Source organism: Paenibacillus typhae, from assembly GCF_900099765.1.
Lineage (GTDB): Bacteria > Bacillota > Bacilli > Paenibacillales > Paenibacillaceae > Paenibacillus_AQ > Paenibacillus_AQ typhae.
This window is the reverse complement of the sequence record NZ_FNDX01000004.1, coordinates 162,033-186,591: the sequence shown is the minus strand read 5'-3', so window position 1 is coordinate 186,591 and position 24,559 is coordinate 162,033. Positions and strand designations below refer to the sequence as shown.

At 50.9% G+C, this 24,559-nt stretch carries 24 protein-coding genes; 18 read left to right on the top strand and 6 right to left on the bottom strand.

Translation table 11 applies throughout. From position 1 onward, the window contains the following. Nucleotides 1–36: 36 nt before the first annotated feature. On the bottom strand, nt 37–2,430 hold the full coding sequence (locus tag BLR64_RS05545; RefSeq protein ID WP_090713000.1) for an ABC transporter ATP-binding protein/permease: 2,394 nt from the start codon (nt 2,428–2,430) through the stop codon (nt 37–39). 236 nt (nt 2,431–2,666) lie between these two features. On the opposite strand from BLR64_RS05545, the gene BLR64_RS05540 reads away from it, so the two are divergent. The 4 genes from BLR64_RS05540 (at nt 2,667) to BLR64_RS05525 (ending at nt 5,991) form a co-directional block, all read left to right on the top strand. After that, a complete protein-coding gene (locus BLR64_RS05540) occupies nt 2,667–3,341 on the top strand; it encodes a response regulator transcription factor (protein WP_090712998.1) in 675 nt (224 codons plus the stop codon). After that, nucleotides 3,338–4,381, top strand: a complete 1,044-nt coding sequence (locus tag BLR64_RS05535; protein ID WP_208607135.1) for a HAMP domain-containing sensor histidine kinase — start codon at nt 3,338–3,340, stop codon at nt 4,379–4,381. Before BLR64_RS05540 ends, BLR64_RS05535 begins: the two co-directional genes overlap by 4 nt. Nucleotides 4,382–4,745: 364 nt before the next feature. Next, nucleotides 4,746–5,288 (top strand): GNAT family N-acetyltransferase, encoded by a 543-nt coding sequence (locus tag BLR64_RS05530; RefSeq protein WP_090712996.1) that lies wholly within the window; start codon nt 4,746–4,748, stop codon nt 5,286–5,288. A 118-nt stretch (nt 5,289–5,406) separates the two neighbouring features. After that, the gene (locus BLR64_RS05525) at nt 5,407–5,991 is read left to right on the top strand and encodes an NAD(P)H-dependent oxidoreductase (protein ID WP_090712994.1); all 585 of its coding nucleotides are present in this window, start codon (nt 5,407–5,409) and stop codon (nt 5,989–5,991) included. A 91-nt stretch (nt 5,992–6,082) separates the two neighbouring features. Here BLR64_RS05525 and BLR64_RS05520 read toward each other — a convergent pair whose 3' ends face one another. After that, a complete protein-coding gene (locus tag BLR64_RS05520) occupies nt 6,083–7,114 on the bottom strand; it encodes an S-layer homology domain-containing protein (RefSeq protein ID WP_090712992.1) in 1,032 nt (343 codons plus the stop codon). Nucleotides 7,115–7,271: 157 nt separating this feature from the next. On the opposite strand from BLR64_RS05520, the gene BLR64_RS05515 reads away from it, so the two are divergent. Then, nucleotides 7,272–7,985 carry an ABC transporter ATP-binding protein gene (locus tag BLR64_RS05515; RefSeq protein ID WP_090712990.1) on the top strand — a complete coding sequence of 238 codons (714 nt, stop codon included), beginning with the start codon at nt 7,272–7,274 and terminating at the stop codon, nt 7,983–7,985. Further along, on the top strand, nt 7,978–9,576 hold the full coding sequence (locus BLR64_RS05510; RefSeq protein WP_090712988.1) for an ABC transporter permease: 1,599 nt from the start codon (nt 7,978–7,980) through the stop codon (nt 9,574–9,576). Before BLR64_RS05515 ends, BLR64_RS05510 begins: the two co-directional genes overlap by 8 nt. Nucleotides 9,577–9,658: 82 nt before the next feature. Here the strand turns inward: BLR64_RS05510 and BLR64_RS05505 are convergent, their stop codons facing one another. Beyond that, a complete protein-coding gene (locus tag BLR64_RS05505; protein ID WP_090712986.1) occupies nt 9,659–10,102 on the bottom strand; it encodes a MarR family winged helix-turn-helix transcriptional regulator in 444 nt (147 codons plus the stop codon). A 154-nt stretch (nt 10,103–10,256) separates the two neighbouring features. Between BLR64_RS05505 and BLR64_RS05500 the strand changes: the two genes are divergently transcribed. Then, a complete protein-coding gene (locus BLR64_RS05500; RefSeq protein ID WP_090712985.1) occupies nt 10,257–11,228 on the top strand; it encodes an aldo/keto reductase in 972 nt (323 codons plus the stop codon). Between the two features lie 201 nt (nt 11,229–11,429). Here the strand turns inward: BLR64_RS05500 and ahpF are convergent, their stop codons facing one another. Together ahpF and ahpC are read right to left on the bottom strand one after the other, a co-directional pair. Beyond that, nucleotides 11,430–12,959 carry an alkyl hydroperoxide reductase subunit F gene (ahpF, locus tag BLR64_RS05495; RefSeq protein WP_090712983.1) on the bottom strand — a complete coding sequence of 510 codons (1,530 nt, stop codon included), beginning with the start codon at nt 12,957–12,959 and terminating at the stop codon, nt 11,430–11,432. A gap of 14 nt (nt 12,960–12,973) precedes the next feature. Continuing rightward, complete coding sequence (gene ahpC, locus BLR64_RS05490; protein ID WP_090712981.1) at nt 12,974–13,537, bottom strand: alkyl hydroperoxide reductase subunit C; 564 nt, start codon at nt 13,535–13,537, stop codon at nt 12,974–12,976. 323 nt (nt 13,538–13,860) lie between these two features. On the opposite strand from ahpC, the gene BLR64_RS05485 reads away from it, so the two are divergent. From BLR64_RS05485 to BLR64_RS05470, 4 genes are read left to right on the top strand one after another with little or no spacing between them, the layout of a single operon-like run. After that, nucleotides 13,861–14,427 (top strand): RNA polymerase sigma factor, encoded by a 567-nt coding sequence (locus BLR64_RS05485; RefSeq protein WP_090712979.1) that lies wholly within the window; start codon nt 13,861–13,863, stop codon nt 14,425–14,427. Then, the gene (locus BLR64_RS05480; protein WP_090712976.1) at nt 14,420–14,728 is read left to right on the top strand and encodes a hypothetical protein; all 309 of its coding nucleotides are present in this window, start codon (nt 14,420–14,422) and stop codon (nt 14,726–14,728) included. Before BLR64_RS05485 ends, BLR64_RS05480 begins: the two co-directional genes overlap by 8 nt. A 36-nt stretch (nt 14,729–14,764) precedes the next feature. After that, entirely contained in the window at nt 14,765–15,148 is a 384-nt protein-coding gene (locus tag BLR64_RS05475; protein WP_090712974.1) for a PLDc N-terminal domain-containing protein, read from the top strand. A 16-nt stretch (nt 15,149–15,164) separates the two neighbouring features. Continuing rightward, nucleotides 15,165–15,545: a hypothetical protein gene (locus tag BLR64_RS05470; RefSeq protein WP_090712972.1), complete on the top strand. Its 381-nt coding sequence runs from the start codon at nt 15,165–15,167 to the stop codon at nt 15,543–15,545. 159 nt (nt 15,546–15,704) lie between these two features. Here the strand turns inward: BLR64_RS05470 and yidC are convergent, their stop codons facing one another. Next, nucleotides 15,705–16,547 carry a membrane protein insertase YidC gene (gene yidC, locus BLR64_RS05465; protein WP_090712969.1) on the bottom strand — a complete coding sequence of 281 codons (843 nt, stop codon included), beginning with the start codon at nt 16,545–16,547 and terminating at the stop codon, nt 15,705–15,707. 731 nt (nt 16,548–17,278) lie between these two features. On the opposite strand from yidC, the gene BLR64_RS05460 reads away from it, so the two are divergent. From BLR64_RS05460 to BLR64_RS05430, 7 genes are read left to right on the top strand one after another with little or no spacing between them, the layout of a single operon-like run. Next, complete coding sequence (locus tag BLR64_RS05460; protein WP_167360606.1) at nt 17,279–18,085, top strand: IclR family transcriptional regulator; 807 nt, start codon at nt 17,279–17,281, stop codon at nt 18,083–18,085. Between the two features lie 45 nt (nt 18,086–18,130). Continuing rightward, nucleotides 18,131–19,105, top strand: coding sequence for a carbohydrate ABC transporter permease (locus tag BLR64_RS05455; protein ID WP_090712966.1), 975 nt, complete (start codon nt 18,131–18,133; stop codon nt 19,103–19,105). Between the two features lie 34 nt (nt 19,106–19,139). Then, nucleotides 19,140–20,432 carry an ABC transporter substrate-binding protein gene (locus BLR64_RS05450; protein WP_167360605.1) on the top strand — a complete coding sequence of 431 codons (1,293 nt, stop codon included), beginning with the start codon at nt 19,140–19,142 and terminating at the stop codon, nt 20,430–20,432. Between the two features lie 36 nt (nt 20,433–20,468). Next, complete coding sequence (locus BLR64_RS05445) at nt 20,469–21,320, top strand: carbohydrate ABC transporter permease (RefSeq protein ID WP_090712963.1); 852 nt, start codon at nt 20,469–20,471, stop codon at nt 21,318–21,320. Between the two features lie 48 nt (nt 21,321–21,368). Beyond that, nucleotides 21,369–22,715, top strand: a complete 1,347-nt coding sequence (locus BLR64_RS05440; protein WP_090712961.1) for an amidohydrolase family protein — start codon at nt 21,369–21,371, stop codon at nt 22,713–22,715. 44 nt (nt 22,716–22,759) lie between these two features. Continuing rightward, nucleotides 22,760–23,704 (top strand): nucleoside hydrolase, encoded by a 945-nt coding sequence (locus BLR64_RS05435; protein ID WP_090712959.1) that lies wholly within the window; start codon nt 22,760–22,762, stop codon nt 23,702–23,704. 20 nt (nt 23,705–23,724) lie between these two features. Beyond that, nucleotides 23,725–24,486, top strand: a complete 762-nt coding sequence (locus BLR64_RS05430) for a nucleoside 2-deoxyribosyltransferase (protein WP_208607134.1) — start codon at nt 23,725–23,727, stop codon at nt 24,484–24,486. The last annotated feature ends 73 nt before the right edge of the window (nt 24,487–24,559 follow it).

The window sequence follows — 24,559 nt, the reverse complement described above, 5'->3', positions numbered from 1 at the left end:
TCCAAGACCAGCTCCTTGTTAAGCCATGCAAAAGGATTATTCGCTGCGCAGAGCCACGACAGGGTCTTTCTTCGCCGCGAATTTGGCAGGAATGAAGCCGCCCAGCATGGTCAGGCCGACACTGAGCACAACGAGTCCGAAAGCATGCAGCGGATTCAGCTGTGCGACATTCGACAGATCGGTAATCGACTTCAGAATGATGTTGACCGGAATGGTCAGCAGATAGGCGATACCGATTCCGAGCAGGCCGGAGAGAGAGCCGATAATGCAGGTTTCTGCATTGAATACGCGGGTGATATCCTTCTTGCGGGCACCGAGGGCACGCAGTACACCGATTTCTTTCGTCCGTTCCAGGACGGAGATATAGGTGATAATACCAATCATGATCAGGGATACAACCAGCGAGATGGAGGCAAAAGCGATCAGGACCATCGTGATTCCGTCCATAATGCCGCTGGACAGGCTGGTTACCATCGCTGCCAGGTCGGTGTACACGATCATTTCTTCCTTGCTGTGATTGTCATTCCATTTATCGAGATAGGCTACAAGGTTCTCCTTGGCTCCAAAATCCTTAGGGTACAGGGAGATCGAGGACGGCGTCGCTACAGCGCCAAGCGCGGCGAGTGCAGCTTCCTGGGAGTTTGCATTGCCCGGATCTGTACTTGCGCTTGATCCGCCCATGCCCATTCCCATCCCCATCTGCATGCCGCTCATGTCAACTCCGCCGATCTGGGAGAACACTTTGCCGGTCAGCACATTAACCTGATCCTGCTGCTCCTGGGCCTGCACAATGGCTGAGCCCTGTGCATTCTTAATGAACTGTTCAGCCAGGCTGTCGGAGTAAGCGATACCCGCCGACATGGTGGACATCGGGGAGTCCTGCTGCTTGCGGATGATCCCCGAAATTTTCAGGGTAACGGCGTTAGCGCTGTTGTACATTTCACTCAGGTTGGCGGCGTTACCGTTCAGCTTGAACATGCCGTCTGCTTCGGTATAGTAGTCATCGTTATAGATCAGCTTGAACTCACGGCCGACAACATCGTCAAAGCTGACATTGGCAGCATTATAATCAAAGCCAAGTGCCTCGAGAATACTCTGGTTCATCCGGTTGTATTCATCGACAACCATTACCAGATCGGTCGGCTGCTCAGGCAGGCTTCCGGCAAGCAGATCGTAATAATCCGCCAGATAGCTGCCTTCCGTACCGGCCGGCTTATCCGGGTAGGTGGTGAAATTCAGGCTGGCAGTATCAACGGGAACTGCGGTTTCGCCGTCTGAACGCAGGATATTCATGTTCACCTTGCGGCTGTAGGATACGCCATCCAGCAGGGCATGGTCGATTTTGTCCAGATAGTCCAGATATTCCTGGCTCAGCTCATTCGTATGCAGAACTGTGTTGGCGGTTGGATCATACGGATACACTTCTGCAGCATCCGTGAATTCGGTCCACTTCTTGTCGGCTTCCTCCATCTGCGCTCCCGGGGGATTGGACATATCAATCTGCGCGGCCGTTTCGCTGATCGTCACCGGAAAGTTGGATAAGGCTCCCGATTCATAGCTGCTGATCTGCTTGTCGAACCCGTTCGACAGGGACAGGATCAGTGCGATGCCGATGATACCGATGCTGGAGGCGAAGGCGGTAAGCGCCGTTCTCCACTTTTTGGTCGAGATATTTTTGCCGGACAATTTGAGGGCGGTAAAATAGCTCATTGCTGTCTTTTTCAGCTGATAATTCGCGTTGGTCTTAAGGTCGGCCGGAGGGTTGGTGTCGGAAATGACTTTACCATCCCTGAACTGCACAATCCGGTCGGCGTAGGCTTCGGCCAGCTCCGGGTTGTGTGTAACCATGACGACGAGCTTATCTTTGGCGATTTCCTTGATCAGCTCCATAATCTGCTCGCTGGTTACGGTATCAAGCGCACCGGTCGGCTCGTCGGCGAGGATGATGTCGGGATCATTGGCCAGCGCTCTGGCGATGGCGACACGCTGCATCTGTCCGCCGGACAGCTGGCCCGGCTTTTTGTGGATATGATCCTTCAGCCCGACCTTCTCCAGTGCTTCTACTGCCTTGCGGTGCTTGATGTCGGCACTCACGCCGCTCAGGGTCATGCCCATTTCCACGTTATCCGTGATGCTCAGGTGGGAGATCAGATTATAGCTCTGAAAAATAAACCCGACACTGTTGTTGCGGTAAGCATCCCAGTCGCTGTCCTTAAAAGCCTTGGTCGAGGCTCCGTTAATAACCAGATCGCCGCTATCGTATTGGTCAAGTCCGCCGATGATGTTCAGGCAGGTGGTTTTACCCGAACCGCTGGGGCCGAGAATGGCTACGAACTCGTTTTTCCTGAAATCGAGACTTACATCATTAAGTGCCGTTTGTGTGAAACTGCCGGTGGTATAGCTTTTGGAGATGTTTTTAAGCTGCAGCATACCGTTAATCTCATCCTCTCTTCATCCTTGAATCTCTGTGTTTGTGCAAAGCGTAACATACATTTATGAACTGAACATCAACTCGTACCGCCCCCGGACAGCATGGGAGCGGCCGATACATAGTAAGTGATACGCGCTAAAGTTCATAATGGGTTCATATAAATATTGTACAATGTGAACAGGCATTGGAATTGCAAGGCAGTTGTAATGACTTTTCAGAGATTGCAGGTGTATGGATGATTAACATATTGGTAGTTGAAGACAACAGCAAGCTGCGGCAGCTGATCGGTACGGTGCTGGCGAAGCACGGCTATAATCCGGTACTGGCCGAGGACGGTCAGCATGCGCTGGAGCTGCTCGATACACACTATATTGACCTGATCATTTCCGATATTATGATGCCGAATGTGGACGGCTATGAGCTGACCGCCCGGCTCAGAGAAGCGGGCTATCACACCCCGGTGCTGATGGTTACGGCAAAAGAGAGCTTTGAAGACAAGCAGCGCGGCTATCTCGCAGGCACGGATGACTATATGGTGAAGCCGATCGACGTGAACGAGATGATTCTGCGGGTCGGGGCGCTGCTGCGCAGGGCGCAGATTGTGAATGAACGCAGGCTGGTGATCGGCGAAGTCATTCTGGATTCAGATTCGCTAACGGTACACCGGGGGGAGCGGAGCGCGCTTTTGCCCCAGAAGGAATTCTATCTGCTGTACAAGCTGCTGTCCTATCCGGGCAAAATCTTTACCCGCCAGCAGCTGATGGACGAAATCTGGGGGATGGACTCGGAGACGGAGGCCCGGACCGTGGATGTGCATATCAACAGGCTGCGAGAACGCTTCAAGGACAGCCCGGAGTTTGAAATTGTGACCGTGCGCGGACTGGGCTACAAGGCGGTGAAGCATCTGTGAGCAGACGGGGTAAAAGCAGAAATCTGTGGGGTGCGCTGGTGCTGAGTGTCTTTCTGATTCTACTGTGTAACGGGATCCTAATGTTTGGCCTTAGTATGCTGATTGTCAAATCTGGACTGATTGATGTAGGGCGGTTTCATATCTTTTGGCTGGTTTCGGTGCTGCTGCTTGCCAGTGTGCTCACCGGTACAGCCATTACTGCGATTGTCGGCCGGAAGCTGCTGGCTCCGATTAATGATCTGAGTGATGCGGCAAAGCGCGTAGCCAAAGGGGATTTTGGTGCCAGAGTGGCATATGAGGACCATAAAGTGGATGTGATCGGTGAGATGGCGGTTAACTTTAACAGCATGGTCCATGAACTGGGCAGTATGGAGACGCTGCGCAATGATTTTATCGTCAATGTATCGCATGAATTCAAAACGCCGATTGCGGCGATTGAGGGCTACGCCACACTGATGCAGGACCAGGAGCTGACACCTGAAGAACGCGCGGATTACAGCCGGCTGATCATTGAGAGCACCCGGCAGCTGTCCTCCCTGTCAAGTAACATCCTCAAGCTAGCCAAGCTGGAAAACCAGGAGATTGTGGGCGGCAAAACAGAGTTCGCGCTCGACGAGCAGCTCCGCCAGGCGTTATTACTGCTGGAAGCCCAGTGGAATGACAAGAGGATCAATCTGGATTTGACGCTTGAACCGGTTGTATATTACGGCAATGAGGAGCTGCTGATGCAGGTGTGGCTGAATCTGCTGGTCAATGCGTTCAAATTTACAGATAACGGCGGGGAAGTAGCAGTCAGCCTGTTAGATACGGGGGCGGATATTATAATGGTTCAAATCTCGGATTCCGGTACCGGAATGACGGAGGAAGTGATGAAGCGGATCTTTGAGAAGTTCTACCAGGGCGACAAGTCACGTTCGGCAGAGGGCAACGGCCTCGGCCTTCCGCTGGTGCGGCGGATCGTGGAGCTGAGCGGGGGGAGCGTATCGGTGGAGAGCACACCGGGGAAGGGCTCGGTGTTTACGGTTAGATTGCCGGTGTGAGGGGAATGCATTCGTGCAATCCACCCCGCTGTACGGGAACAACTGCACTCTGTGCAACTAAAAACAGCGAAAACCTGCATCTGCGCCGTATAACTGTATTCCGTGCAACTAAACCGGCCCGAATCGGCTAAAAAGGCCGTTTTCGGCTTTTTTAGTTGTACCAAATACACTTAAAGTGCTGTTGGAGCAAAAAACAGGGATAATAAGTGTATAAGGTGCAGTTAAGTTGCTGAACCAGTCGATAGAGATGCAGCGGAGGAATAAAGCAGACTGCGGCGAATGACTTTATATCCAGAATAAACCAAACCATTCTTGTACCCTGGATAAAAGTTGTCTAATCCCCACTTTTTTAAGGAGGCTGCATATGTCCTATAACAATACCAATAAAACAATAACTACGGACCGGCTGCTGCTGAGAATGTTCACCTTATCTGATGCGGCGGCAGTAGCTAAACTGTGCAACAACATTAATATCTACCAATCAACCTTATACCTCCCGTATCCCTACACGATTGATGACGCCCTGAGCTGGATTGACCGTCATGAGGCTAACTTTGCTGCAAGGCTGATGTATGAATTCGCAGTAACAGACAAGCTCAGTGGAGAACTATACGGTGCAATAGCCCTGTCCTGCAATGAAAAATCCAACAACGGCGAATTGGCTTACTGGATTGGTGAGGAGTTTTGGGGAAGAGGCTATGCTACTGAGGCGGCTGAGGCAATGCTGAAGTTTGCTTTTGAAGACAGGCTGTACCATAAGGTATTCGCTCGTTACTTCAGCTCGAATACGGCCTCGGGTAAGGTAATGGAGAAAATAGGCATGAGTAAGGAAGGGGTATTGAGGGAACATATAAGAAAAGATGGACGGTACGAGGATCTGGTGCATTACGGGATTATCCATCCGTAGAAAATTGAAGTTGCTTTCTCTACCTGTAACTGATATAGTTACAACTTGAGAAGCGCTTCTTTTTTTAATTACACAGCTAATGTTAAAAACTATACGACTCCCCGGAGGTTGTAAAATAATGAATCACTTGATCGTCTATGCCCATCCGCATGAAGGAAGCTTCAACCATGCCATTCTTGATACCGCAGCAGCTGCACTTAAAGATAAGGGTCACGAGGTTCACGTCCGTGATCTGTATAAGCTGGGCTTCAATCCGGTATTGTCCCCTGCAGATACTGCAGCGATGCGTGAAGGCAATACGCCGGCTGATATTGCGGCAGAGCAGGAATACCTGCGCAATGCGGATGTTATTACTTTTGTCTATCCGATCTGGTGGACAGGGCTACCGGCCATTCTGAAGGGTTATGTAGACCGCACGTTTTCTTACGGCTTCGCCTATCAGTATAATGCAGAGGGCGGCATAGACAAGCTGTTCACCGGCAAAAAAGCGGTCATCGTTAACACCCACGGCACTCCGGGAAAAGTATATGAGGCTATAGGTATGCATAATTCGCTCAAGCAAACGTCCGGCGGCGGAATCTTTGAATTCTGCGGCGTTGAAGTGCTGGAGCATTTCCTGTTCGGCGGAGTTGGAAGCGGCGCGGGTGATGAGGAACGCAGCAGGATGCTGGCTCAGGTAAAAGAAAAATTCAGCTCCCTGTAAGCTGTTGAATCCGCATATAAACAAAGAAAAGAACGGCATCCGGTGCCGTTCTTTTTTTGTGAATTAACAGGAGTGAGTTACCTCAGCACTCTTACTTCGCACCTTTATTCTTCAGAATTTCCTGTACCTTGCTAACCATCGCGGTTCCGTCTGTACGGGTGATCGGGTCTTTCGGATTGAATTTGCCGCCTTCGTCCAGGCTGACAATCTTGAGGGCAAGTGCGGTCTGGATCGCCCCGGAGTTCAGAATATCCATTTGATCCTCATCAGCAACCGTAACCGGAACGAGCTTATACATCGGCAGCTGGCCGCTTGACTGCAGCGTATTAATCAGCAGGTAAGTGAATGACTCTCTGCTCATGCTGGCAGCCGGTGCGATCTTGATCTGCAGGTCCGCTTCAGGCCCTACGGCTTCCTTGATCAATTGAACGGCTTCTTCTGCAGTGAGGATCTCGCTTTGGGCAACCGGTGCAGGATGTGCCTTCAGGTAAGCCAGTGCATTGCTGATCTCTACTGCAGCCTCAGCCCGGGTAATCTGCTGCTTCGGATTCAGCTTGCCGTTGTTGTCCAGTTTCACTACCCCGTAAGCCAGGGCGCGCTGGAGCGAGCCGGAATATTCCACCGTTACCTGATCCTGATCCGCAAATTCCACCGGGGCGATTTTGATCATCGGAAGCCGGCCGCCCAGCTCAATTGCATCAATGAGCTGATGAGTAAAGGCTTCCCGCGTCAGCTTGCGGCCGGGCTGCAGATCAGCCGGCAGGTCCAGTCCGTGGACACCGGCAATAATGAGCGCCTGCGCGTACCAGGCGGAGTCGTTGGCGTTGGCGAAATAATCTGAAGCCTTCGGCTCCTTCACAAACCGGATTGTATCCAGATTGAGGCCGGCGGCATTGACGATCATCTGCACGCCTTCCGCTTCAGAGATTGGCAGATGCGGGCCGAACTTCGTTGCGCTGATCCCCTTGATTAGCCCCTGATCCTGCAGGGCGATGATTTTTTCTTTATCCGCTACATTGTTCAGATCCGTAAACGCGGCGGCGGAAGCGAATTGTTCCCCGGCAAAGCTGAACGCGATGGCAGCAGCGGCGGATAGTGTAACGAGCTTGAATGTTTTTTTCATTAGAGTTCACCTCAGGATGTAGTTTGTGGTATTTGTTTTCATAGACGGACGATGGTACAAAAAGGTTACAGTGATTTTTTTATTCATCGGAATGAACGATTCGCCCTGGCTGTTCGTATTACAGTTAGTTGTTTAACAGTATGGGAGAGGTGAAGGCATGCTAACCATCAGAGGATTTTCCAAAAGCTATAAGGGCGGCAAGAAGGCCGTACATAATCTGAATCTGACCGTCGAGCAAGGGGACATTTACGGCTTTATCGGACATAACGGGGCAGGCAAAACGACAACGATCCGGGCGGTCGTGGGGGTTATGGATTTTGAAGAGGGCGAGATTGAAATTGACGGTATTTCGATGAAAAAAGACCCTCTGGCCTGCAAGTCGCGGATCGCATACATTCCAGATAACCCGGATCTGTATGATCATCTGACAGGGATTCAGTACCTTAATTTTATCGGCGATCTGTTTAACGTCTCCCGGAAGGACCGTGAGCTGCTCATTGCCAAGTACGCCGATGCTTTTCAGCTGACCCCCCATCTCGGTGATCTGATCTCCGGTTATTCCCACGGCATGAAGCAGAAGCTGGCGATTATATCTGCGCTGATCCACAAGCCGAAGCTGCTGGTGCTGGATGAGCCTTTTGTCGGACTGGACCCGAAGGCAGCCCATACGCTAAAAACAATCATGGCGGAGGTGTGCAGGGAGGGCAGTGCGATTTTTTTCTCGACGCATGTGCTGGATACAGCAGAGAAGCTGTGCAACAAGATTGCCATTATCAAGGAAGGCAGGCTGATTTCAGAGGGCAGAACTGAGGATGTAAAAGGGGAAAACAGCCTGGAGGACGTATTTATGGAGCTGATTGATCATGGTTAACATCTGGAGACTGACGAAGCTGCAGCTGATCTCGACCTTTGGCTTCAATAAAGCCCTGCATACCAGGGATGCAAAAGAGCGGCGCAAGCTGCTCCTGCTCAGCATCGCCCTTCTGCTCGGTGTGCTGATGATTGCCGTTTTTTCGTTCGGGTACAGCTACGCGATGGCAACGGCTTTTGAGCAAATCGGCCGGTTAGACCTGCTCCTGGCTATTATGATGGCTGTCACGTCAGCTGTCGGGTTCTTCACCACGGTGTATAAAGCGGGCGGCGTACTGTTCAGCTATAAGGACTACGATCTGCTGATGTCACTGCCGGTGAAGACGAGTCATGTTGTAGCGAGCCGGGTGCTGCAGTTGTATGTACTGAATCTGTTTTTTACCTTGATGGTGATGCTGCCGGCGGGTGCGGTTTATGCGTTAAAAGTGCGGCCTGAAGCGTATTACTATCTGCTTTTTGTGCCGCTGCTGCTCTGTATCCCGTTAATCCCCATTATTGCTGCGACCGTGATCGGCGCACTGATCAGCTGGTTCTCCTCGCGGTTCCGGGCGAGCCGGATGATTAATCTGGTATTGACCCTATTGTTTGTAATTGCCCTCATCCTCGGTTCATTCACACTGGACGGGAATGAGCCGGAGCTGGCTGATTTGGGAACAGGGCTGGCAGAGACAATATTCAAGCTATACCCGCTCACAGAGCTGTATGTGGATGCTGTGAGTGCTTACCGGATGGATGCCTTTCTCTTGTTTATATTGCTGTCCGTGCTCGCATTTGTAGTGTTCTGCACCGTGCTGGGGACACGCTATAAAGCGATTCATACCGGTCTGACGACCAGCCGGGCAGGCGGGAAATATACGATGCAGCCGCTCAAAGCCTCCACAGCCTTTCAGGCCTTGTACCGCAAGGAGCTGCGCCGTTACTTCAGCTCTTCCAATTATGTGCTGAACACCGGGATTGGCATGGTGCTGCTGCTCATCATGTCCGTATCCCTGCTATTCACCAGTCCGGAGCAGCTTGGACAGCTGGCCGACATTCCGCAGCTGCAGCGGTATCTTAATACACTGGCGCCGCTGTTCGTGTCCTTATTCGTAGCCCTTAGCTGCACTACGTCCAGCTCGATCTCCCTGGAGGGCAACAATCTGTGGATTCTGCGGAGCTCTCCGGTGCCCAAGCACATCATTCTGCTCAGCAAGGTAGCAGTGAACCTGACCATCACCGTACCGATCACGGTTGTGAGCTGTGTGCTGCTGATGATCTCGCTCGGCACAGGCTGGGCAGACAGCCTGCTGTTGTTCATGATCCCTGTTATCTATGCCTGCTATACCGCATTGATGGGCATTATCGTTAATCTGAAGCTGCCCAAGCTGGAGTGGACCAATGAGGTCCAGGTCGTCAAACAAAGTGCTGCAGTGCTGGTGGCGATGCTGCTGGGTTTTATCAGCCTGATTATTCCGGCCGGATTGTCGTTTGTGCTGACCAGTGTGGACGGCAGGGTAATTATGCTCGGGGCCGGAATCATACTGGCAGGATTGTGTGCGGGGATGTACAGGTATTTGAAGAATGCGGGAGAACGGTTGTTTTTGGGGTTGTGACTTAATAGTATACAGGCAATACCCCTCCGCTAGTTCTGGCGAAGGGGTATTAATCGTTTTCAGCAGCTGCTGAGCTCAGCGGTTAAGGATTTTTTGTTTTATCTGCCAGTCGTGCAATCGACTCGATGTCCTGGTCGGTTATCAGATCCAGAAAATGTCTTCGTATAGCCTTTGAAACGATGGGCAGGGCTTCAGCCAGTGCTGACTTTCCGGCAGACGTAATCATAACCTGTACACCCCGGTCCGTGTCAGAAGGTTTCCTCAGAACCAGACCGCGCTTCTCCATACGCGTTAAATGATGGGACAGACGGCTTTTATCCCAGTCCATTGAGTCAGCTAACTCCTGTTGCCGCAGCTTGCCGTTCCCAAACTGAACTAACCTGTCCAATACTCCGAAATCACCCTCTGATAGTCCGGTATGATCAGACATTTCTTTTACAACGCGGCCGAAAACACGTTTAAAAGAGCCTTTCCACATATTCCATATTTGCATCTCATCTTCATTAAGCTCGCTCATATTGTCCATGAGGATATAATATCATGGTTGACGTGTCAACAACAAGGTGGTAAAGTGATCTAGTGAGTTGACATGTCAACCTCGGAAAGGTTTGCTCTATAGGTTGATACGTCAACTCGTGTGGAGTTTAACAGTTACAATACGAAAGGAAGTGTAGGGTTCAATGGAATATGTAAAGCTTGGACGAAGCGGATTAGAGGTATCGAGGCTTAGCCTTGGAACCATGGGTTTCGGGGTGCCGGAACGCGGAAATACCCCATGGTCACTAAAGGAAGAGGAGAGCAGGCCGGTTATTAAGCAGGCAGTTGAGCTGGGAATTAACTTCTTTAGTACTGCAAATATGTATTCCGACGGAACCAGTGAAGAAATTCTTGGACGTGCTTTAAAGGATTTCACCCGCCGTGACCAAGTTGTTATTGCTACAAAGGTTTTCGTACCGATGCGTAAGGGGCCGAATGCAATGGGACTTTCCCGTAAAGCGGTCATGACCGAGGTGGACCACAGTCTCAGAAGGCTCGGAACAGATTACATTGATCTATATCAGATCCATCGCTGGGACTCTGCTACACCAATTGAAGAAACGATGGAAGCCTTGCACGATTTAGTTAAGGCAGGCAAGGTCAGATATCTGGGCGCCTCCTCCATGCTGGCATGGCAGTTCGCGAAAGCTCAGCATACCGCGGAGCTTAATGGCTGGACACGGTTTATAGCGATGGAGAACAGGCTGAATCTGCTGTACCGGGAGGAAGAAAGAGAAATGCTTCCGCTCTGTAAAGACCAGGGCGTTGGCGTCACGCCGTATCTGCCGCTGGCCGCAGGCCGTTTAACCAGAGACTGGGATCAGACCACGCCAAGGTCGGAGAAGGATCAGATTGCAAGAGCAATGTTTATTAATACGGAGGAAGGAGACCGTAGAGTCGCTGAGAGAGTAGCGGAAGTTGCAGCTAAGCGGGGAATTGGGCGTGCTCAGGTTGCGCTTGCATGGCTGCTTCAAAAGGAAGGAATTACAGCTCCGGTCATCGGGGCTACCCGGATCAGCCATCTTGAAGAATCTGTTTCTTCGCTGGAAATTCAGCTGAGTGCTGAAGAAATAGCAAGCTTAGAGGAACTCTATATTCCACATCCCTTAATATGACTTAGAGTGACTTCAATCACTTTCACTATATCTAAACGATCTAGTATTTATGATAATATTCGTATGCAACGGAGGGGGAGGAGAGCGTTTTGAGTGGCTTGATATAGAGAGGATGTCAGACCACAAAAAGGCTAAACATATAAAAACCGGTTCAGCTGCCCATGGGGGTAGACAGCTGAACCGGTTATTTATAATGCCGGATTAATTGCGGATCAGATAATCGAATGCTCCCAGGGCGGCGGTAGCGCCGGAGCCCATGGAGATGATGATCTGTTTGAAAGGGCTGTTGGTGCAGTCGCCTGCGGCGAACACGCCCGGGATGCTGGTTGCGCCATGGTTGTCGACGATGATCTCGCCGAAGCGGGTGCGTTCCAGTGTCTCGGCCAGCCAGTCGGTGTTCGGCACCAGGCCGATCTGGACGAACACACCTTCCAGCTCGACATGCTGCTCCGTACCGGTGTCGCGTTCGATATAAGTAATGCCGTTCACCTTGTCGGTGCCGGTAATTTCCTTGGTCTGAACGTTCTTATGCACGGTTACGTTAGGCAGGCTGTACAGACGCTTTTGAAGCACAGAGTCTGCCTTCAGCTCAGGCATGAATTCCAGAACGGTTACATGGCTGACGATACCCGCCAGGTCAATCGCCGCTTCGATACCGGAGTTGCCGCCGCCGATGACAGCAACATGCTTGCCGGCGAAGAGCGGGCCGTCACAGTGCGGGCAGTACGCCACGCCTTTGTTCTTGAACTCGGCTTCGCCGGGAACACCCACATTGCGCCAGCGTGCGCCAGTGGAGAGAATGACCGTCTTGCTCTTCAGCACGGCGCCGTTCTCCAGCTCGATTTCGATGAGCTCCTTTTTCTCCAGGCGCTTGGCGCGCAGGGTCTTCATCACATCGATCTCGTATTCCTTCACATGCTCTTCCAGGCTCGCTGCGAGCTTCGGACCTTCGGTGTACTTCGTACCGATGAAGTTCTCGATGCCCATCGTCTCCATGACCTGGCCGCCGAAGCGCTCAGCGACGATACCGGTGCGGATCCCTTTACGGGCGGCATAGATAGCCGCACTCGCGCCGGCAGGACCACCGCCGACAACCAGCACATCATACGGTGCCTTGTCGGATAATTCGGAAGCATCCGGGCCGGTACCCAGCTTGGCGAGGATTTCTTCAGCGGTCATCCGGCCGCTGCCAAAGAACTCGCCGTTCAGGTAAACGGACGGCACTGCCATAACATCCTTGCTCTCAACTTCGCTCTTGAAGGCGGCACCGTCGATCATTGTGCTGGTTACGCCGCTGTTAAGTACGCTCATCAGGTTAAGCGCCTGCACCACATCAGGACAGTTGTGGCAGGTTAAGCTGATGTAGGTCTCGAAGTGGTATTCACCCTTGAGGTCCTTGATTTGATCAATGGTTGCCTGCTCCGCCTTCGGAGCTCTGCCGCTTACCTGCAGCAGGGCAAGTACCAGAGAGGTGAATTCGTGGCCGAGCGGTACGCCAGCAAAGGTAACGCCGGTATCTTCACCCGGGCGGTTAACGCTGAAGCTTGGCGTGCGCGGAAGTGTGGTATGTTCTACTTTGATATTGGCCGACATTTCAGCCAGCTCATTCACCAGAGACAGCGTTTCTTGCGAAACGCTGTCGTCTCCGGCGCTGACCTTCAGCAGTACCTCGCCCTCCATGAGCTGAAGATACTGCGCTAATTGTGCTTTGATATCCGCATCAAGCGCCATAATTCATCCGCTCCTTAGATTTTGCCTACGAGGTCAAGGCTTGGCTTAAGGGTTGTGCTGCCTTCCTGCCATTTGGCCGGGCATACTTCACCTGGGTTGTTGCGCACATATTGTGCAGCTTTGATCTTGTTGACGAGAATGCTGGCATCGCGGCCGATGCCGTCAGCGTTGATTTCGATAGCCTGAATTACGCCGTCAGGGTCAATGATGAAGGTTCCGCGGTCAGCCATACCGGCTTCTTCAATCAGAACGTCGAAGTTGCGGGAGATGGTGTGGGACGGGTCGCCAATCATGATGTATGTGATCTTGCCGATGGCTTCGGAGCTATCGTGCCATGCTTTATGTGTAAAGTGGGTATCGGTGGAAACGGAGTACACTTCAACACCCAGGCTCTTCAACGTTTCGTATTCGTTCTGCAGGTCTTCCAGCTCAGTAGGGCATACGAAGGTGAAATCCGCAGGGTAGAAGCAGACTACGCTCCATTTACCTTTTAAATTAGCTTCGGATACTTCGATGAAACTTCCATTGTGGTAGGCGGACGCTTTAAACGGCAGGACTTCTTTTCCAATCAGAGACATTTTTATTTTCCTCCTAAAATTGTTTTTCTGCACAAGAGCGGGCTTGTAGGCCATCCTTGTATAGCAGTTCTTTATTGATAATAATTATCATCTAGAAATTATTATTTGTCAAGCGCACGTTGTGAATTTCACAAGTCGTTCATCTTTCATAAGAGGACAGACAGGAAACCATAGTTATCCAATAATAAATTACCCTGCAGCAGCTCTGATAATTGTGTAGAATGTTTGAACAATTTGGCCGGCTTCCTATTTTCTTGTGAAATATCGAACAAAGTCTCCGTATCATTCGTAATGTAAGATGACAGAGCAGACGGAGGGAGAGAATGATTAGCGACAGACAGCTTATTGAAAGCTATAGATCCGGTCGGCAGGAGGCTCTTGAGCATCTGATCAACAGGTACAGGGATAGTTTATTCCGGTTTTGCTATCATCTTTCCCTGGAAAAGCAGGAGGCAGAAGATTTGTTTCAGGAGGTGTGGGTGCGTGTACTCCGTAAGCTGGAGAAGTATGATCCGGAGCGGCCGTTTAAAGCCTGGCTGTTCCAGGTGACCCTGAATATACATAAAGACCGGTACCGAAAATGGAAAAAGCTGCGTGAGCGCCTGACGCTGGCCTGGACCGACGAAAGCAGCAGGTTTAAGGAAACCAGGGATGCTGCACCGTTAACAGAAGACTTTTTGATGAAAAAAGAAGAGGTTCTTAACCTGGAGCAATGTCTGCGAACACTGCCCAAGCGTTATCTTGCCCCATTGATTTTGTTTTATTATGAAGAATTCAGCTATGAAAGTATCGGAGAGGTGCTGGATGTTCCGCTGGGGACGGTAAAATCCAGACTGAATCAGGGAAAAAAGCTGCTTAAAGCAGCAATGGGGGAGCGAGGGAATGAATGAGCCAATGGAAAATGAACAGCTGTTAAAAGAATACTTCAACGCACCTGTGGCCGCACCGCCTCATTTAACCGCCGGCACACTGCGGAAGCTGGGTGAGAGTCAGCCTATCGGCTTACTGATATGCGCAACTGCTCTGAATATCATTGTAGCACTGACTTTTGCGTTTATTCTGCTGGCCGGCCCGCTCTTGTTGCTCTGGAAAATAGGGATACTGCTTGTCTTTGCACTGTTTCAAGCCATTGCCGTAGCGCTTCTGGTTTATAACCTAACCGCAAATTCTTTGGAGACATCGGCTAATTAAATTAAAGGAACGATACCATTTCGGGAAAGGAGTACTATGAAAAACCGGATAGAGCTGGAAAAGTGGATTTTTTGGGTGCTGACGACAGTTGTTGTATTGGGATTTATCGCTTTTTTCATTGTAATGGCTCCTTCTATGTATGAAGTTTTTGGAGACGGCGATGGATGGATTTTTGTGATTGCAGGTCTGACGCTGCTATATATAGCATTGAATGTATTGATCGCCGTGTTCATTTATAAGGATGCCTGCAGGAGAAAAATGAATCCCTGGCTGTGGATGCTTGCCGTCATCTATATTCCCAATTTTATCGGACTGCTGCTTTATCTGTTTGCCCGCAGGCGGCAGCATATTCCTGCAGCGGCTGATCCGGGAACAAAGCCTGTGCAGTGTCCTCATTGCGGCAACTTAATTCACCCATAAGGAAGTGTCAAAAGAGATGAACAAGAAATGGATTGTAACGGGAATGCTGGTGCTGGTGATTGCAATGCTGCTGGCCGCCTGTGATAAAAAAATAATGTACGTGGGTTCGGATTTCGGTTCTAAAGTGAAAGCTTCATATAGGCTGTTCACCGGTACAGATGAGAAGAAGGTTAAGCTGAAGAGCGGGGACACCCTTGTTGTGGACTACCGGTCCAAGGTGGAAAAAGGGGAGCTGACGATAAAGCTGTACGATCCCGATGGCCAGCTGGTCAAGGAACTGGGCACGGGCGAGTCTGGAAGCGAGGAGATTGAAGTAGACAAGGATGGAAAGTATAAATTTGAAATCACGGGGAAAGGTGCCAAGGGCAGCTATGAAATAAAGTACAGCACTGAGTAATACAGGTGGGCCTTGAATGCAAAGCAGCGGCTGCCAGGGACAGGAATATGAAATATAGTTGACCTGGTCAACTATAAAATTTAAAAAACCTCTCTTAAGAAGCGGTTAACTCACGTTCGCTTCCAAGAGAGGTTTTAATCTGCCGGCAGTAATTCAATTCTATAAATCTTCTGCACCGGCAGGCCGGTTTTTACTTGCTGCATTTGGCTTAGCATACATTTTATTCAGTATGATCGTTTGCACGATAATGAACATGCCGCCAACGGCCCAATATAGCGGTAACGCAGCGGGCATCTGAAAGGAAAATATGCCCATCATCACCGGTGACAACAATCCGAGGAATGCCATTTGTTTATTTTGATTTTGCTGAATCTGCGCTGAAGCGGATTGGGACACGCGGAACTGAACGTAGTACACCGCAGCGGCAACAAGCGGCAAAATCAGATCTGGTTGCCCCAGGCTAAACCACAGAAAATCGTGAGCTGCAATCTCCGGAGTGCGGCGGATGGCGTAATAAAATGCAAGCGTAATCGGCCATTGAAGGAGCATCGGTAAACACCCCAGGTTCAGGGGGTTAAATTGATGCTTCTGGTACAGCTGCAGCATTTCGGCCTGCTGCTGTTTTTTGGCATCCGCACTACTATCGTTGTTATACTTCTCGTTAAGTGCAGCTAATTCCGGCTGCAGGACGGCCATCTTTTCTTTCATGTCCGTTTGCTTTCTGGCTTGATTCATCATGAGCGGCATGATCGCAAGTCTGATGATGAAGGTCATCAGCACGATCGATAATCCGTAGTTTCCGTGAAGTGCATCGGCGAAGAATTTGATCATGACCGAAAAGGGATAAATCAAAAAGTGATTAAATATTCCTGCTGAATCAGCATTAATCGGGTCTGATGGGGATGCCGCCGAGCATCCGCTGAGCACAATGACCGGGAGAACTCCAATCAGCATGACGAGAATGGGCTTGGCCCATTTTTGGAGCAATACAATCTTTTTCATCGCTGTCCTCCCTGATTGAATGAATGGATATCAATGTGGGGAAGGACCATTGTCGTCTTCATCAGGTGCTTTTCTTCGTCTGGCGATACGTATGATCCAGCGCTGAATACTGCTTACCTGAGGCAGTCTGACAGCTGCATACCAGGCTGAACGGGCTGCAGCAGTTTCATGACTCCAGTGTATCTTCTGTGCAGAAAAACAGGCGAATGGAAGTAAAACTAAGGAAGAGAAGAGTGCGATTGAGAATGCCAGTTGAACCAAGTCATAAAAATGCTCCAGTCAGGTTCACCTCCGCATGAGCCGTGTTGGGAATTGAATAATGATCATACGTCAGAGCAACTGCGCGGTTTCACTAACCTGCCTGCTCTTTATTTTTTTTATTGTCTAAATATTTTGTATGTATTTGAGATAAGCAAAGGGAAGAAGCTTAAATGGGAAAGAATAATATCTGCTCCTAGCCTTTCGCTGAAAAGCTATCTGCTATGATATTGGAGTCACTATATGTTATGTTTGTGTTATTATAAATAACATAAATTAAGAAATTTAAAATTTTAAGCTTGCAAAGTGTTTATTCCTTGCTATAATTATGAATAAATCGGACGGTAAATAACCGAAATAACTACAAAATGTGATATTATGTGACACTTGATTTAGTTTACATTTTTTTTGATCACAAAAAAGAACGATGTTCCGAAAATCAGAACAATTAAACGATGGAGAGGTGGTTGCAGATGGAATCAGAATCCAAGCCAAAAACGAAGCCCAAGCTGGAGACAGCGCACCGGATGCTGTTGCTGCTCGAATGCTTTACTGATGCCAAGCCGGAATGGGGAGTAACAGAACTGAGCGAAGAGCTGGACTGTTATAAAAGTGTGGTTCACCGCATGCTCTCCACTCTGGAGGAGCGCGGATATGTTACCCAGAATCCGGTGAACAAAAAATATTCCCTAGGCCTGAAGCTGTTCGAGCTGGGTATGGTGGTGGCCCGCGGTATGAACCTTCGGACCTTGTCCAAGCCGGAGCTGAAAACGCTGGCCGAACAAACCGGGGAAACCGTGTTATTGACGGTGGTGGACGGACACTCCGGGGTATGTATTGAGAAATTCGAGAGCCACGAGTCGATCAAATCAACCTCCCAGCTCGGAAAGAGAGTGCCGCTCTACGGCGGAGCCCCGACCAAGCTGCTGATGGCCTTTTTACAGGAACAGGAGCAGGAGGAGATCATTGCCGCCGGCCTCCATGCATTTTCCCCTTTCACGGAGACCGACCCGGATACCCTCCGCGAAGCCCTCGCCCAAATCCGCAAGCAGGACTACAGCTGGACTTTTCAGGAAGTGGATATGGGCTCGGTAGGCATTGCCTTTCCTGTAAGAAATCATGAGAACCAGGTTGTGGCCTCGATATCCGTGCTTGGCCCCCAGTTCCGGATGGAGGACAAGATGGAGAAATGTCATGAATGCTGCAGACAGGCTGCCCAGACGATTTCCTTGAAATTAGGCTCCAAGTGGGTTTATGAGGCCCGGATCGCGGAAGTTTAGAACTGCTCCCGGAGGATACAGGGGCTGCAGCAGGAAGGAGGACATATGGAGAAGGCAAACCGTTTTCTGATGATTTTTGGACGAGGCCGGGAACAGGAGAAGAAGGATGGAGGGCTGCGGAAAGGCGGGCTGCTGGACAGGCTGGATCGTCTGAGTGATGCTTCTACAGCCTATCTGTATTTACTGCCTACGCTGACACTTATTTTGTTAACAGTAATTGTGCCGATGCTGTACGCGCTGTTCATCTCCTTCAGCAAGGTCGCTTTTACTCAAGGCAGCATGACCTATGAGTTTGTCGGACTCAGCAATTACATGCAGCTTCTGCGTGACGCCCGTTTTCCGGATGTGCTCTCCAACACAGTATTTTTCACTGTCACCAAGGTCGTAGCTACGCTGGCAATCGCCTTCGGCATTTCACTGACCATATATTTCGGGGTATGGGGGGCAGGTTTTTTCAAACGGATCTTCCTGATTCCCTGGGCGCTCTCCAATGTAGTCAATTCCCTGATGTGGCAATGGATGTACAGCGGAGATTACGGCATCTTTAACGAGATCCTGCTGAGACTTGGCTTTATTGATGAATATCAGATGTGGCTGGTCAACGTACATACGGCCATGTCGGCAGTGTTATTCGCGGACATATGGAAAAGTGTCCCCTATGTGGCCTTGCTGCTGCTGGCAGCCATGCAATCCATCCCCAGAGAGCTGCACGAAGCGTCCAAAGTGGACGGCGGCGGCCCGATAACCGCTTTCTATCATATCATTTTGCCTCATATCAAACCTGTCATCATGGTTCTGCTCGTCATTGAGACGATGTGGACCTTACGGGTGTTCGACCTGATCTGGCTGCTTACCAAAGGCGGGCCGCAGGACAGCACCATGACCCTTAACGTATTCGCCTATGAACAGGCATTCCGCAACTTCGACCTCGGCTATGGAGCCGCCATCAGCTACTGCATTACGATTTTGACTCTGATATTCACCTTTTTCTATATGAAAACACTGAAAGTAGAGAATTAATCAAGAATTTATGGATACGGGAGGAGATTGCAGGATGAAAAAGGAATGGCGGAAACTGAAGAAATTCCCGGCAATTGCAGGATTGGCATTGGTTACGGTGGTTTCGGGCTGCAGCGGATCAAATGCCGGAGATAACGAAGAAGCAGGCGCAGCGGATGGCGGTGATAAAGGGGAGATTACCGTTTTGTATGTCGGAGACCAGTTCTGGCAGGATCAGGCTAAGGAATTTGAGCAGGTCACCGGCATTAAAGTCAATTATGAAGTGGTGAACTTTACCGAGCAGCATGACAAGCTGGCCACAGCCTTCGCCGGCGGAAGCACGGAATATGACATTGTGCATGTCCGTGATGATTTTGTAGCAGAATTTGCCCCGAAAGGCTTCCTTACCCCGCTGGATGATCTCATTACAGAAGATATGAAAGCTAACATTTCCGACAGCTACTTTGCTCCGATGATGAATGGCGGACAGATCTATGGATTCCCCCGCTACCTGTGGCCATGGCAGTTCTACTACAACAAGGCGCTGTTTGCCGAGGCAGGCATAGAGAATCCGCCGGCAACCTGGACCGAGTTCACCGCTGTTGCCGAGAAGCTGAAAGCCAAGGGAATAACGCCTTATGCCGAGCCTTGGGGCGAAACCTTCTCCTATACACCGTTTATAGTTCATCTGCGGGCAGAGGGCGGGGAATTTTGGGATGAGGAGCAGGATCTGCCGACCTTCAACAGTCCGGAGGGGGTGCGGGCGCTGCAGTTCATGGCGGATATGAATTTGAAAGACAAGATCATCAGTCCGCAATCTGTGCAGTATGACAGTACTGCGCCATTGGCAGATGCTTTTGCACAGGGGACGATTGCCATGATGATGAATGCCCCGCATACCTATCCTTTGGCCAACAATCCGGAAACCTCCAAGATTACAGGACAGGTTGGGGTAGCCCTGGTGCCGGGAGCCGAGCTTAAGACTGCCTCCTATGCCGAGACAGGCGGCCTTGCGATTCCGGCAGGCTCGAAGAACAAGGAGCAGGCGATGGAATACATCAAATTCGTAACCTCTACGGAACAGGAAAAAGCAATGGCAATCGGGATAGGACGGATTCCTGCGGATAATGTGGCGCTCCAGGATGCTGAGGTGCAGGAAGCGAACCCTCATTTTGCTTCTGTAGCGGAGCAAATGGAGTACCCTTACGGAATGTTCAAGCATGAAAAGGCCGCGGCGATTTCCACTGAAGTGTCCAGACATATTTCGGCTGCCGTTGCCGGGCGGGAAACTCCTGAAGAAGCGCTGAAGGCTGCCGAAGCCAACGTGCTGAAGATTATCGGGAAATAACGGCGCTGCACAGCTATTAACAAGGAGGTACGGAATATGAATATCACGGCAACGCCCAGACGTACCCTCCGGCGTGCTGTTAAAGGCATTCTGGTTCGGGGCATTTCGCTCAGTCTGATGTTATATGTGCTCTTTCCCTTTCTGTGGCTGGTGCTGTCCAGCGTGAAGCTGCCTGTAGAACTGCTGTCGCGCCCGCCTGTCATCATCCCGGAGAAGCTTACGTTTAAATATTATGCCAACCTCTTTGAGAACGGTTCGTTTATGACGGCGGTATGGAACAGTCTGATCGTTGCCGGGTTTACCACCCTGCTGTCACTCGTTCTGGGCGTGTTCGCTTCCTATGTGTTCGCAAGGCTGAAGTTTCCCGGCAGAAAGACTGTATTTCTGACGATACTCGGCTCACAGATGCTGCCGCAGATGGCTTTGCTGATTCCGTTGTTTATCTTGATGCGGATGACCGGCTTGCTGTACAGCTTTCAAGGCCTGGTGCTGGCGTACATTACCTTTTCGCTGCCTTATGTGGTGTGGATGTATTACTCCTTTCTGCAGTCTCTGCCGCATGAAATCGAGGAGGCTTCCCGGATAGACGGCTGTACCCGGCTGCAATCCATCTTCAGGATTATGCTGCCGTTGTCAGCAACGGGCCTAACGGCCACCGGAGTATTTGTCTTCATCGGAGCGTGGAATGAATTTTTGCTCGCTTCCGTCCTTACCGATTCCGGGAGCAGAACGCTTCCGTCCCGTATTTCCGAATTTATCGGCCAGGACCGCATTGCCTATGAGCTGATGTTCCCGGCCGGGGTAATCTCCTGCATTCCTGTTCTGGTGCTGGTGCTGTATTTCCAGAAATATATTGTTCAAGGCCTGACGGAAGGCGGAGTGAAGTAAGCAAGTCCTGATGAAAGCACCATATTCTGAACAAGAAAGGGATTCCTTATGAGAGAACCGGCAGATTTATTAATTACAGATTGCAGCCTCATGACACCTGAATTCGATATTCTGGACAACCAGTCCGTAGCCATCCGGGATACCTTGATTATCGCGATTGGCAAGGCTGAAGACATCAAGGACAAGTATGAGCCGAAGGAGGTCCTTGAGGGCAGGGGCAAGCTGCTTATGCCCGGGCTGGTGGATGCCCATACGCATACCTGCCAGCAATTCCTGCGGGGCCGGACTCTTGGCGAATATCCGATGATCTGGTCGCGGATTCTTGTGCCGTTCGAGAGCAGCCTCAGTGAAGAGGATACTTACCTGGGTGCACAGGTAAGCTGTCTGGAGATGCTGAAATCAGGCACAACCTCCTTTGCCGAGTCCGGCGGGGTACATATGCACAAGGTGGCCGAAGCGACAATCGAATCGGGACTCAGGGCGGCAATTACCTGTTCGACTATGGACACAGGCCCGTTCATACCTGAATCCATGCTGGCATCATCGCCGAAGGAGGCCGCTTCGCGGATCGAGGAGCTGTACCGCGCCTATAATGGTGCGGGTGAAGGGCGGCTGCGTATCTGGTTTGCGCTGCGGCAGGTCATGACAAGTACACCTGCCTTGATCACTTTAATGGCAGACAAGGCCAGAGAGTATAATGCCGGGCTGCATGTTCACCTCGCCGAACACCGGGATGAGGTCAGCTACTGTCTGCAGAATTACCAGAAGAGGCCTGCAGAGGTGTTCGACCAGTTCGGTGCGCTCGGCCCTAATATGCTGGCAGCGCACAATGTTGTTCTCTCCGATGGCGAGATTGCCCTGATGAAGGAGCGCGGCGTCAAGGTCGTCCACTGTCCGAGAAGCAATTTCGGCAGTCATGGCTTTCCAAAAACGCCTACGCTGATGCAGCAGGGGCTGTCCATCGGAATGGGCAGCGACGGGGCGGCAGGCTCAAGCCTCAGCCTGTTTGATGAAATGCGTGTATTCCGTTCCGGACTTCACGCCTTCTGGGGATTGCCGATTTTTGATCCGGTCGTTATTCCGGCGCATGAGCTGATCCGGATGGCTACGAGCGGCGGCGCACAGGCACTGCAGATCGAAGATCAGATCGGCACGATTGAGATCGGCAAAAAAGCGGACCTGATCCTGATTGATATCAATCAGCCTCATATCAGTCCGACTCACCGGATGATCCCTACCATTGTGGAATCTGTGAACGGCAGTGATGTCCGCGATTCCATTATCAACGGAGAAGTCGTAATGAAGGACCGTCAGATCCTGACGATGGATGAAGAGAAGATTCTTTACGAAAGCGGCAGGGCGCTGCCCCGCGTAGCTGTCAGAGCGGGAATATAGGATATCTCTGGTGCAGGATGACATCATCAACAGGAGTGTGAGAAATGAGTAGCCGTAAAATTCTTATGATAGATACCGATACTGCCGGCGATGATTGTACGGCACTGCTGCTGGCGCTCCGCTGGCCGGATGTGGAAGTCAAAGCGATTACAACTGTAGCGGGAAATGTTCCCCTGCCGCTGTGCACACGCAATGCGCTGACCACACTGGAGATCGCGGAACGCCCGGATGTTAAAGTTTATCCCGGAGCGGCCAAGCCGCTGATGCGGGAGCTGTTCACTGCAGAGCATATTCATGGCTCGGACGGAATGGGCGGAGCTAATTTCCCGGAGCCTGCACTTAAGCCCGAGCAGGAGCATGCGGCGCTGGCCATCATCCGTCTGATCAATGAGTACCCCGGGGAAATCGAGATGATTGCACAGGCGCCGCTTACCAACCTGGCCCTGGCCTATTCACTTGATCCTTCTATTGCCGGAAAGCTGAAGCATTTGTGGGTGATGGGCGGGGCGAACAATTTCATGGGCAATGACAGTCCGGCAGCCGAGTTTAATTTTCTCGTGGATCCCGAGGCCGCTCATATTGTTGTTCACGCCGGCTTTAATCTCACGATGGTCGGATGGGATGTATGCCAGCGGAATCCGGTGATGGTGGAGGAGCATTTCCGCAAGATCGAGGCCATGGACACCAGCTTTGCTAGCTTTTATATGAAGGTGCTGAAGACAGGCATGGAACTGGGGCTGAAGCGGGGCGGAGGGCGCAGAATCTCCCATCCGGATACGCTTACGGTGGCTATGGCGATCGATAACCGGGTTATGGCACGTTCAAGCCGCTTTTATATTGATGTCGAACATAAAAGTGAGCTGACCAAAGGATACAGTCTGGTTGACCAGAACGGAATACTGAACAAAGAGCCTAATGCGGAAGTATGTTTGGAGGCAGACCTGGAATTGTTCCGCGAGATGGTATTTTCACTGCTGGAGCAGAAGTAGTCCGAAAGGAGTTGCATCAGGTGGAAGAGCAGGTCTCTGGGGAAGCTGAACAATATATTGTCATTGCAGGCGTTGTTGCCAGGTGCAGGTCTCGCATTTTTGGCGGGCAGAAGTTTTATGTGCAATATCCCTACGATGGCAGTGTCAGGGCTGTCAACCGGGAGTCCGGCGGCACCGCTGATGTAGAGAGCTATGTATTCAGCAGCAAGGAAGCCGCGCAGCAGGCTGTTCTGGGACAGACTCTCAATCCCTCTGCACTGACCTGGCAGGCGTTCGGGCTTCCGGCCATATATTTGGCAGGCTTTCACGTATTCCGTCCTGATGCGGTAGAGGAAGGGCGGAGGATGCGGGAAAGCTGCCGCAAATACGGGTTTGAAGGGCTTTTTCCGCTGGATAAAGAGAACTACGACAATCTGGGGCGAAGAGATACGGCTGCAATGATCTTTTATGCTAACGATGGCCTGATCCGTGAAGCGGAACTTGTTATGGCCAATCTGAACCCCTTTCGCGGTGCTGAACCGGATTCCGGTACGGTATTTGAATGCGGGCTTGGATATGCGCTCGGTAAAAAGCTGTATGGGTATATTGAGGATGGCCGGAGTATGAGTGAACGGCTTGGGGCCTCGATAGATCCCGTTACAGGACTGTATAGTGACGGCATGCATGTGGAGAATTTTGATCTGCCGCTGAATCTGATGCTTGCGGTGCCGATGGATATTGTCATTGGCGGGCTTGAGGAATGCCTGATCAAAGCGCAAAAGGATTATTATGGAGCAGTCTGAGCTTCTGGTGTAATGCATTCCGGGCTCCGGTAAGGGCACAAGCCTGTTTATACAAGAAACCCGATCTCCTTTA

Bases quoted from the DNA above. Each gene is read 5' to 3' on its own strand.
- BLR64_RS05475 (WP_090712974.1), top strand. From the start codon at position 14,765: ATGAAAAACCGGATAGAGCTGGAAAAGTGGATTTTTTGGGTGCTGACG.
- BLR64_RS05435 (WP_090712959.1), top strand. From the start codon at position 22,760: ATGAGTAGCCGTAAAATTCTTATGATAGATACCGATACTGCCGGCGAT.
- BLR64_RS05485 (WP_090712979.1), top strand. From the start codon at position 13,861: ATGATTAGCGACAGACAGCTTATTGAAAGCTATAGATCCGGTCGGCAG.
- BLR64_RS05450 (WP_167360605.1), top strand. From the start codon at position 19,140: ATGAAAAAGGAATGGCGGAAACTGAAGAAATTCCCGGCAATTGCAGGA.
- BLR64_RS05505 (WP_090712986.1), bottom strand. From the start codon at position 10,102: ATGGACAATATGAGCGAGCTTAATGAAGATGAGATGCAAATATGGAAT.
- BLR64_RS05540 (WP_090712998.1), top strand. From the start codon at position 2,667: ATGATTAACATATTGGTAGTTGAAGACAACAGCAAGCTGCGGCAGCTG.
- BLR64_RS05455 (WP_090712966.1), top strand. From the start codon at position 18,131: ATGGAGAAGGCAAACCGTTTTCTGATGATTTTTGGACGAGGCCGGGAA.
- BLR64_RS05520 (WP_090712992.1), bottom strand. From the start codon at position 7,114: ATGAAAAAAACATTCAAGCTCGTTACACTATCCGCCGCTGCTGCCATC.
- BLR64_RS05515 (WP_090712990.1), top strand. From the start codon at position 7,272: ATGCTAACCATCAGAGGATTTTCCAAAAGCTATAAGGGCGGCAAGAAG.
- BLR64_RS05460 (WP_167360606.1), top strand. From the start codon at position 17,279: ATGGAATCAGAATCCAAGCCAAAAACGAAGCCCAAGCTGGAGACAGCG.
- BLR64_RS05440 (WP_090712961.1), top strand. From the start codon at position 21,369: ATGAGAGAACCGGCAGATTTATTAATTACAGATTGCAGCCTCATGACA.
- BLR64_RS05530 (WP_090712996.1), top strand. From the start codon at position 4,746: ATGTCCTATAACAATACCAATAAAACAATAACTACGGACCGGCTGCTG.
- yidC (WP_090712969.1), bottom strand. From the start codon at position 16,547: ATGAAAAAGATTGTATTGCTCCAAAAATGGGCCAAGCCCATTCTCGTC.
- BLR64_RS05480 (WP_090712976.1), top strand. From the start codon at position 14,420: ATGAATGAGCCAATGGAAAATGAACAGCTGTTAAAAGAATACTTCAAC.
- BLR64_RS05545 (WP_090713000.1), bottom strand. From the start codon at position 2,430: ATGCTGCAGCTTAAAAACATCTCCAAAAGCTATACCACCGGCAGTTTC.
- BLR64_RS05510 (WP_090712988.1), top strand. From the start codon at position 7,978: ATGGTTAACATCTGGAGACTGACGAAGCTGCAGCTGATCTCGACCTTT.
- BLR64_RS05445 (WP_090712963.1), top strand. From the start codon at position 20,469: ATGAATATCACGGCAACGCCCAGACGTACCCTCCGGCGTGCTGTTAAA.
- BLR64_RS05525 (WP_090712994.1), top strand. From the start codon at position 5,407: ATGAATCACTTGATCGTCTATGCCCATCCGCATGAAGGAAGCTTCAAC.
- BLR64_RS05500 (WP_090712985.1), top strand. From the start codon at position 10,257: ATGGAATATGTAAAGCTTGGACGAAGCGGATTAGAGGTATCGAGGCTT.
- ahpF (WP_090712983.1), bottom strand. From the start codon at position 12,959: ATGGCGCTTGATGCGGATATCAAAGCACAATTAGCGCAGTATCTTCAG.
- ahpC (WP_090712981.1), bottom strand. From the start codon at position 13,537: ATGTCTCTGATTGGAAAAGAAGTCCTGCCGTTTAAAGCGTCCGCCTAC.
- BLR64_RS05470 (WP_090712972.1), top strand. From the start codon at position 15,165: ATGAACAAGAAATGGATTGTAACGGGAATGCTGGTGCTGGTGATTGCA.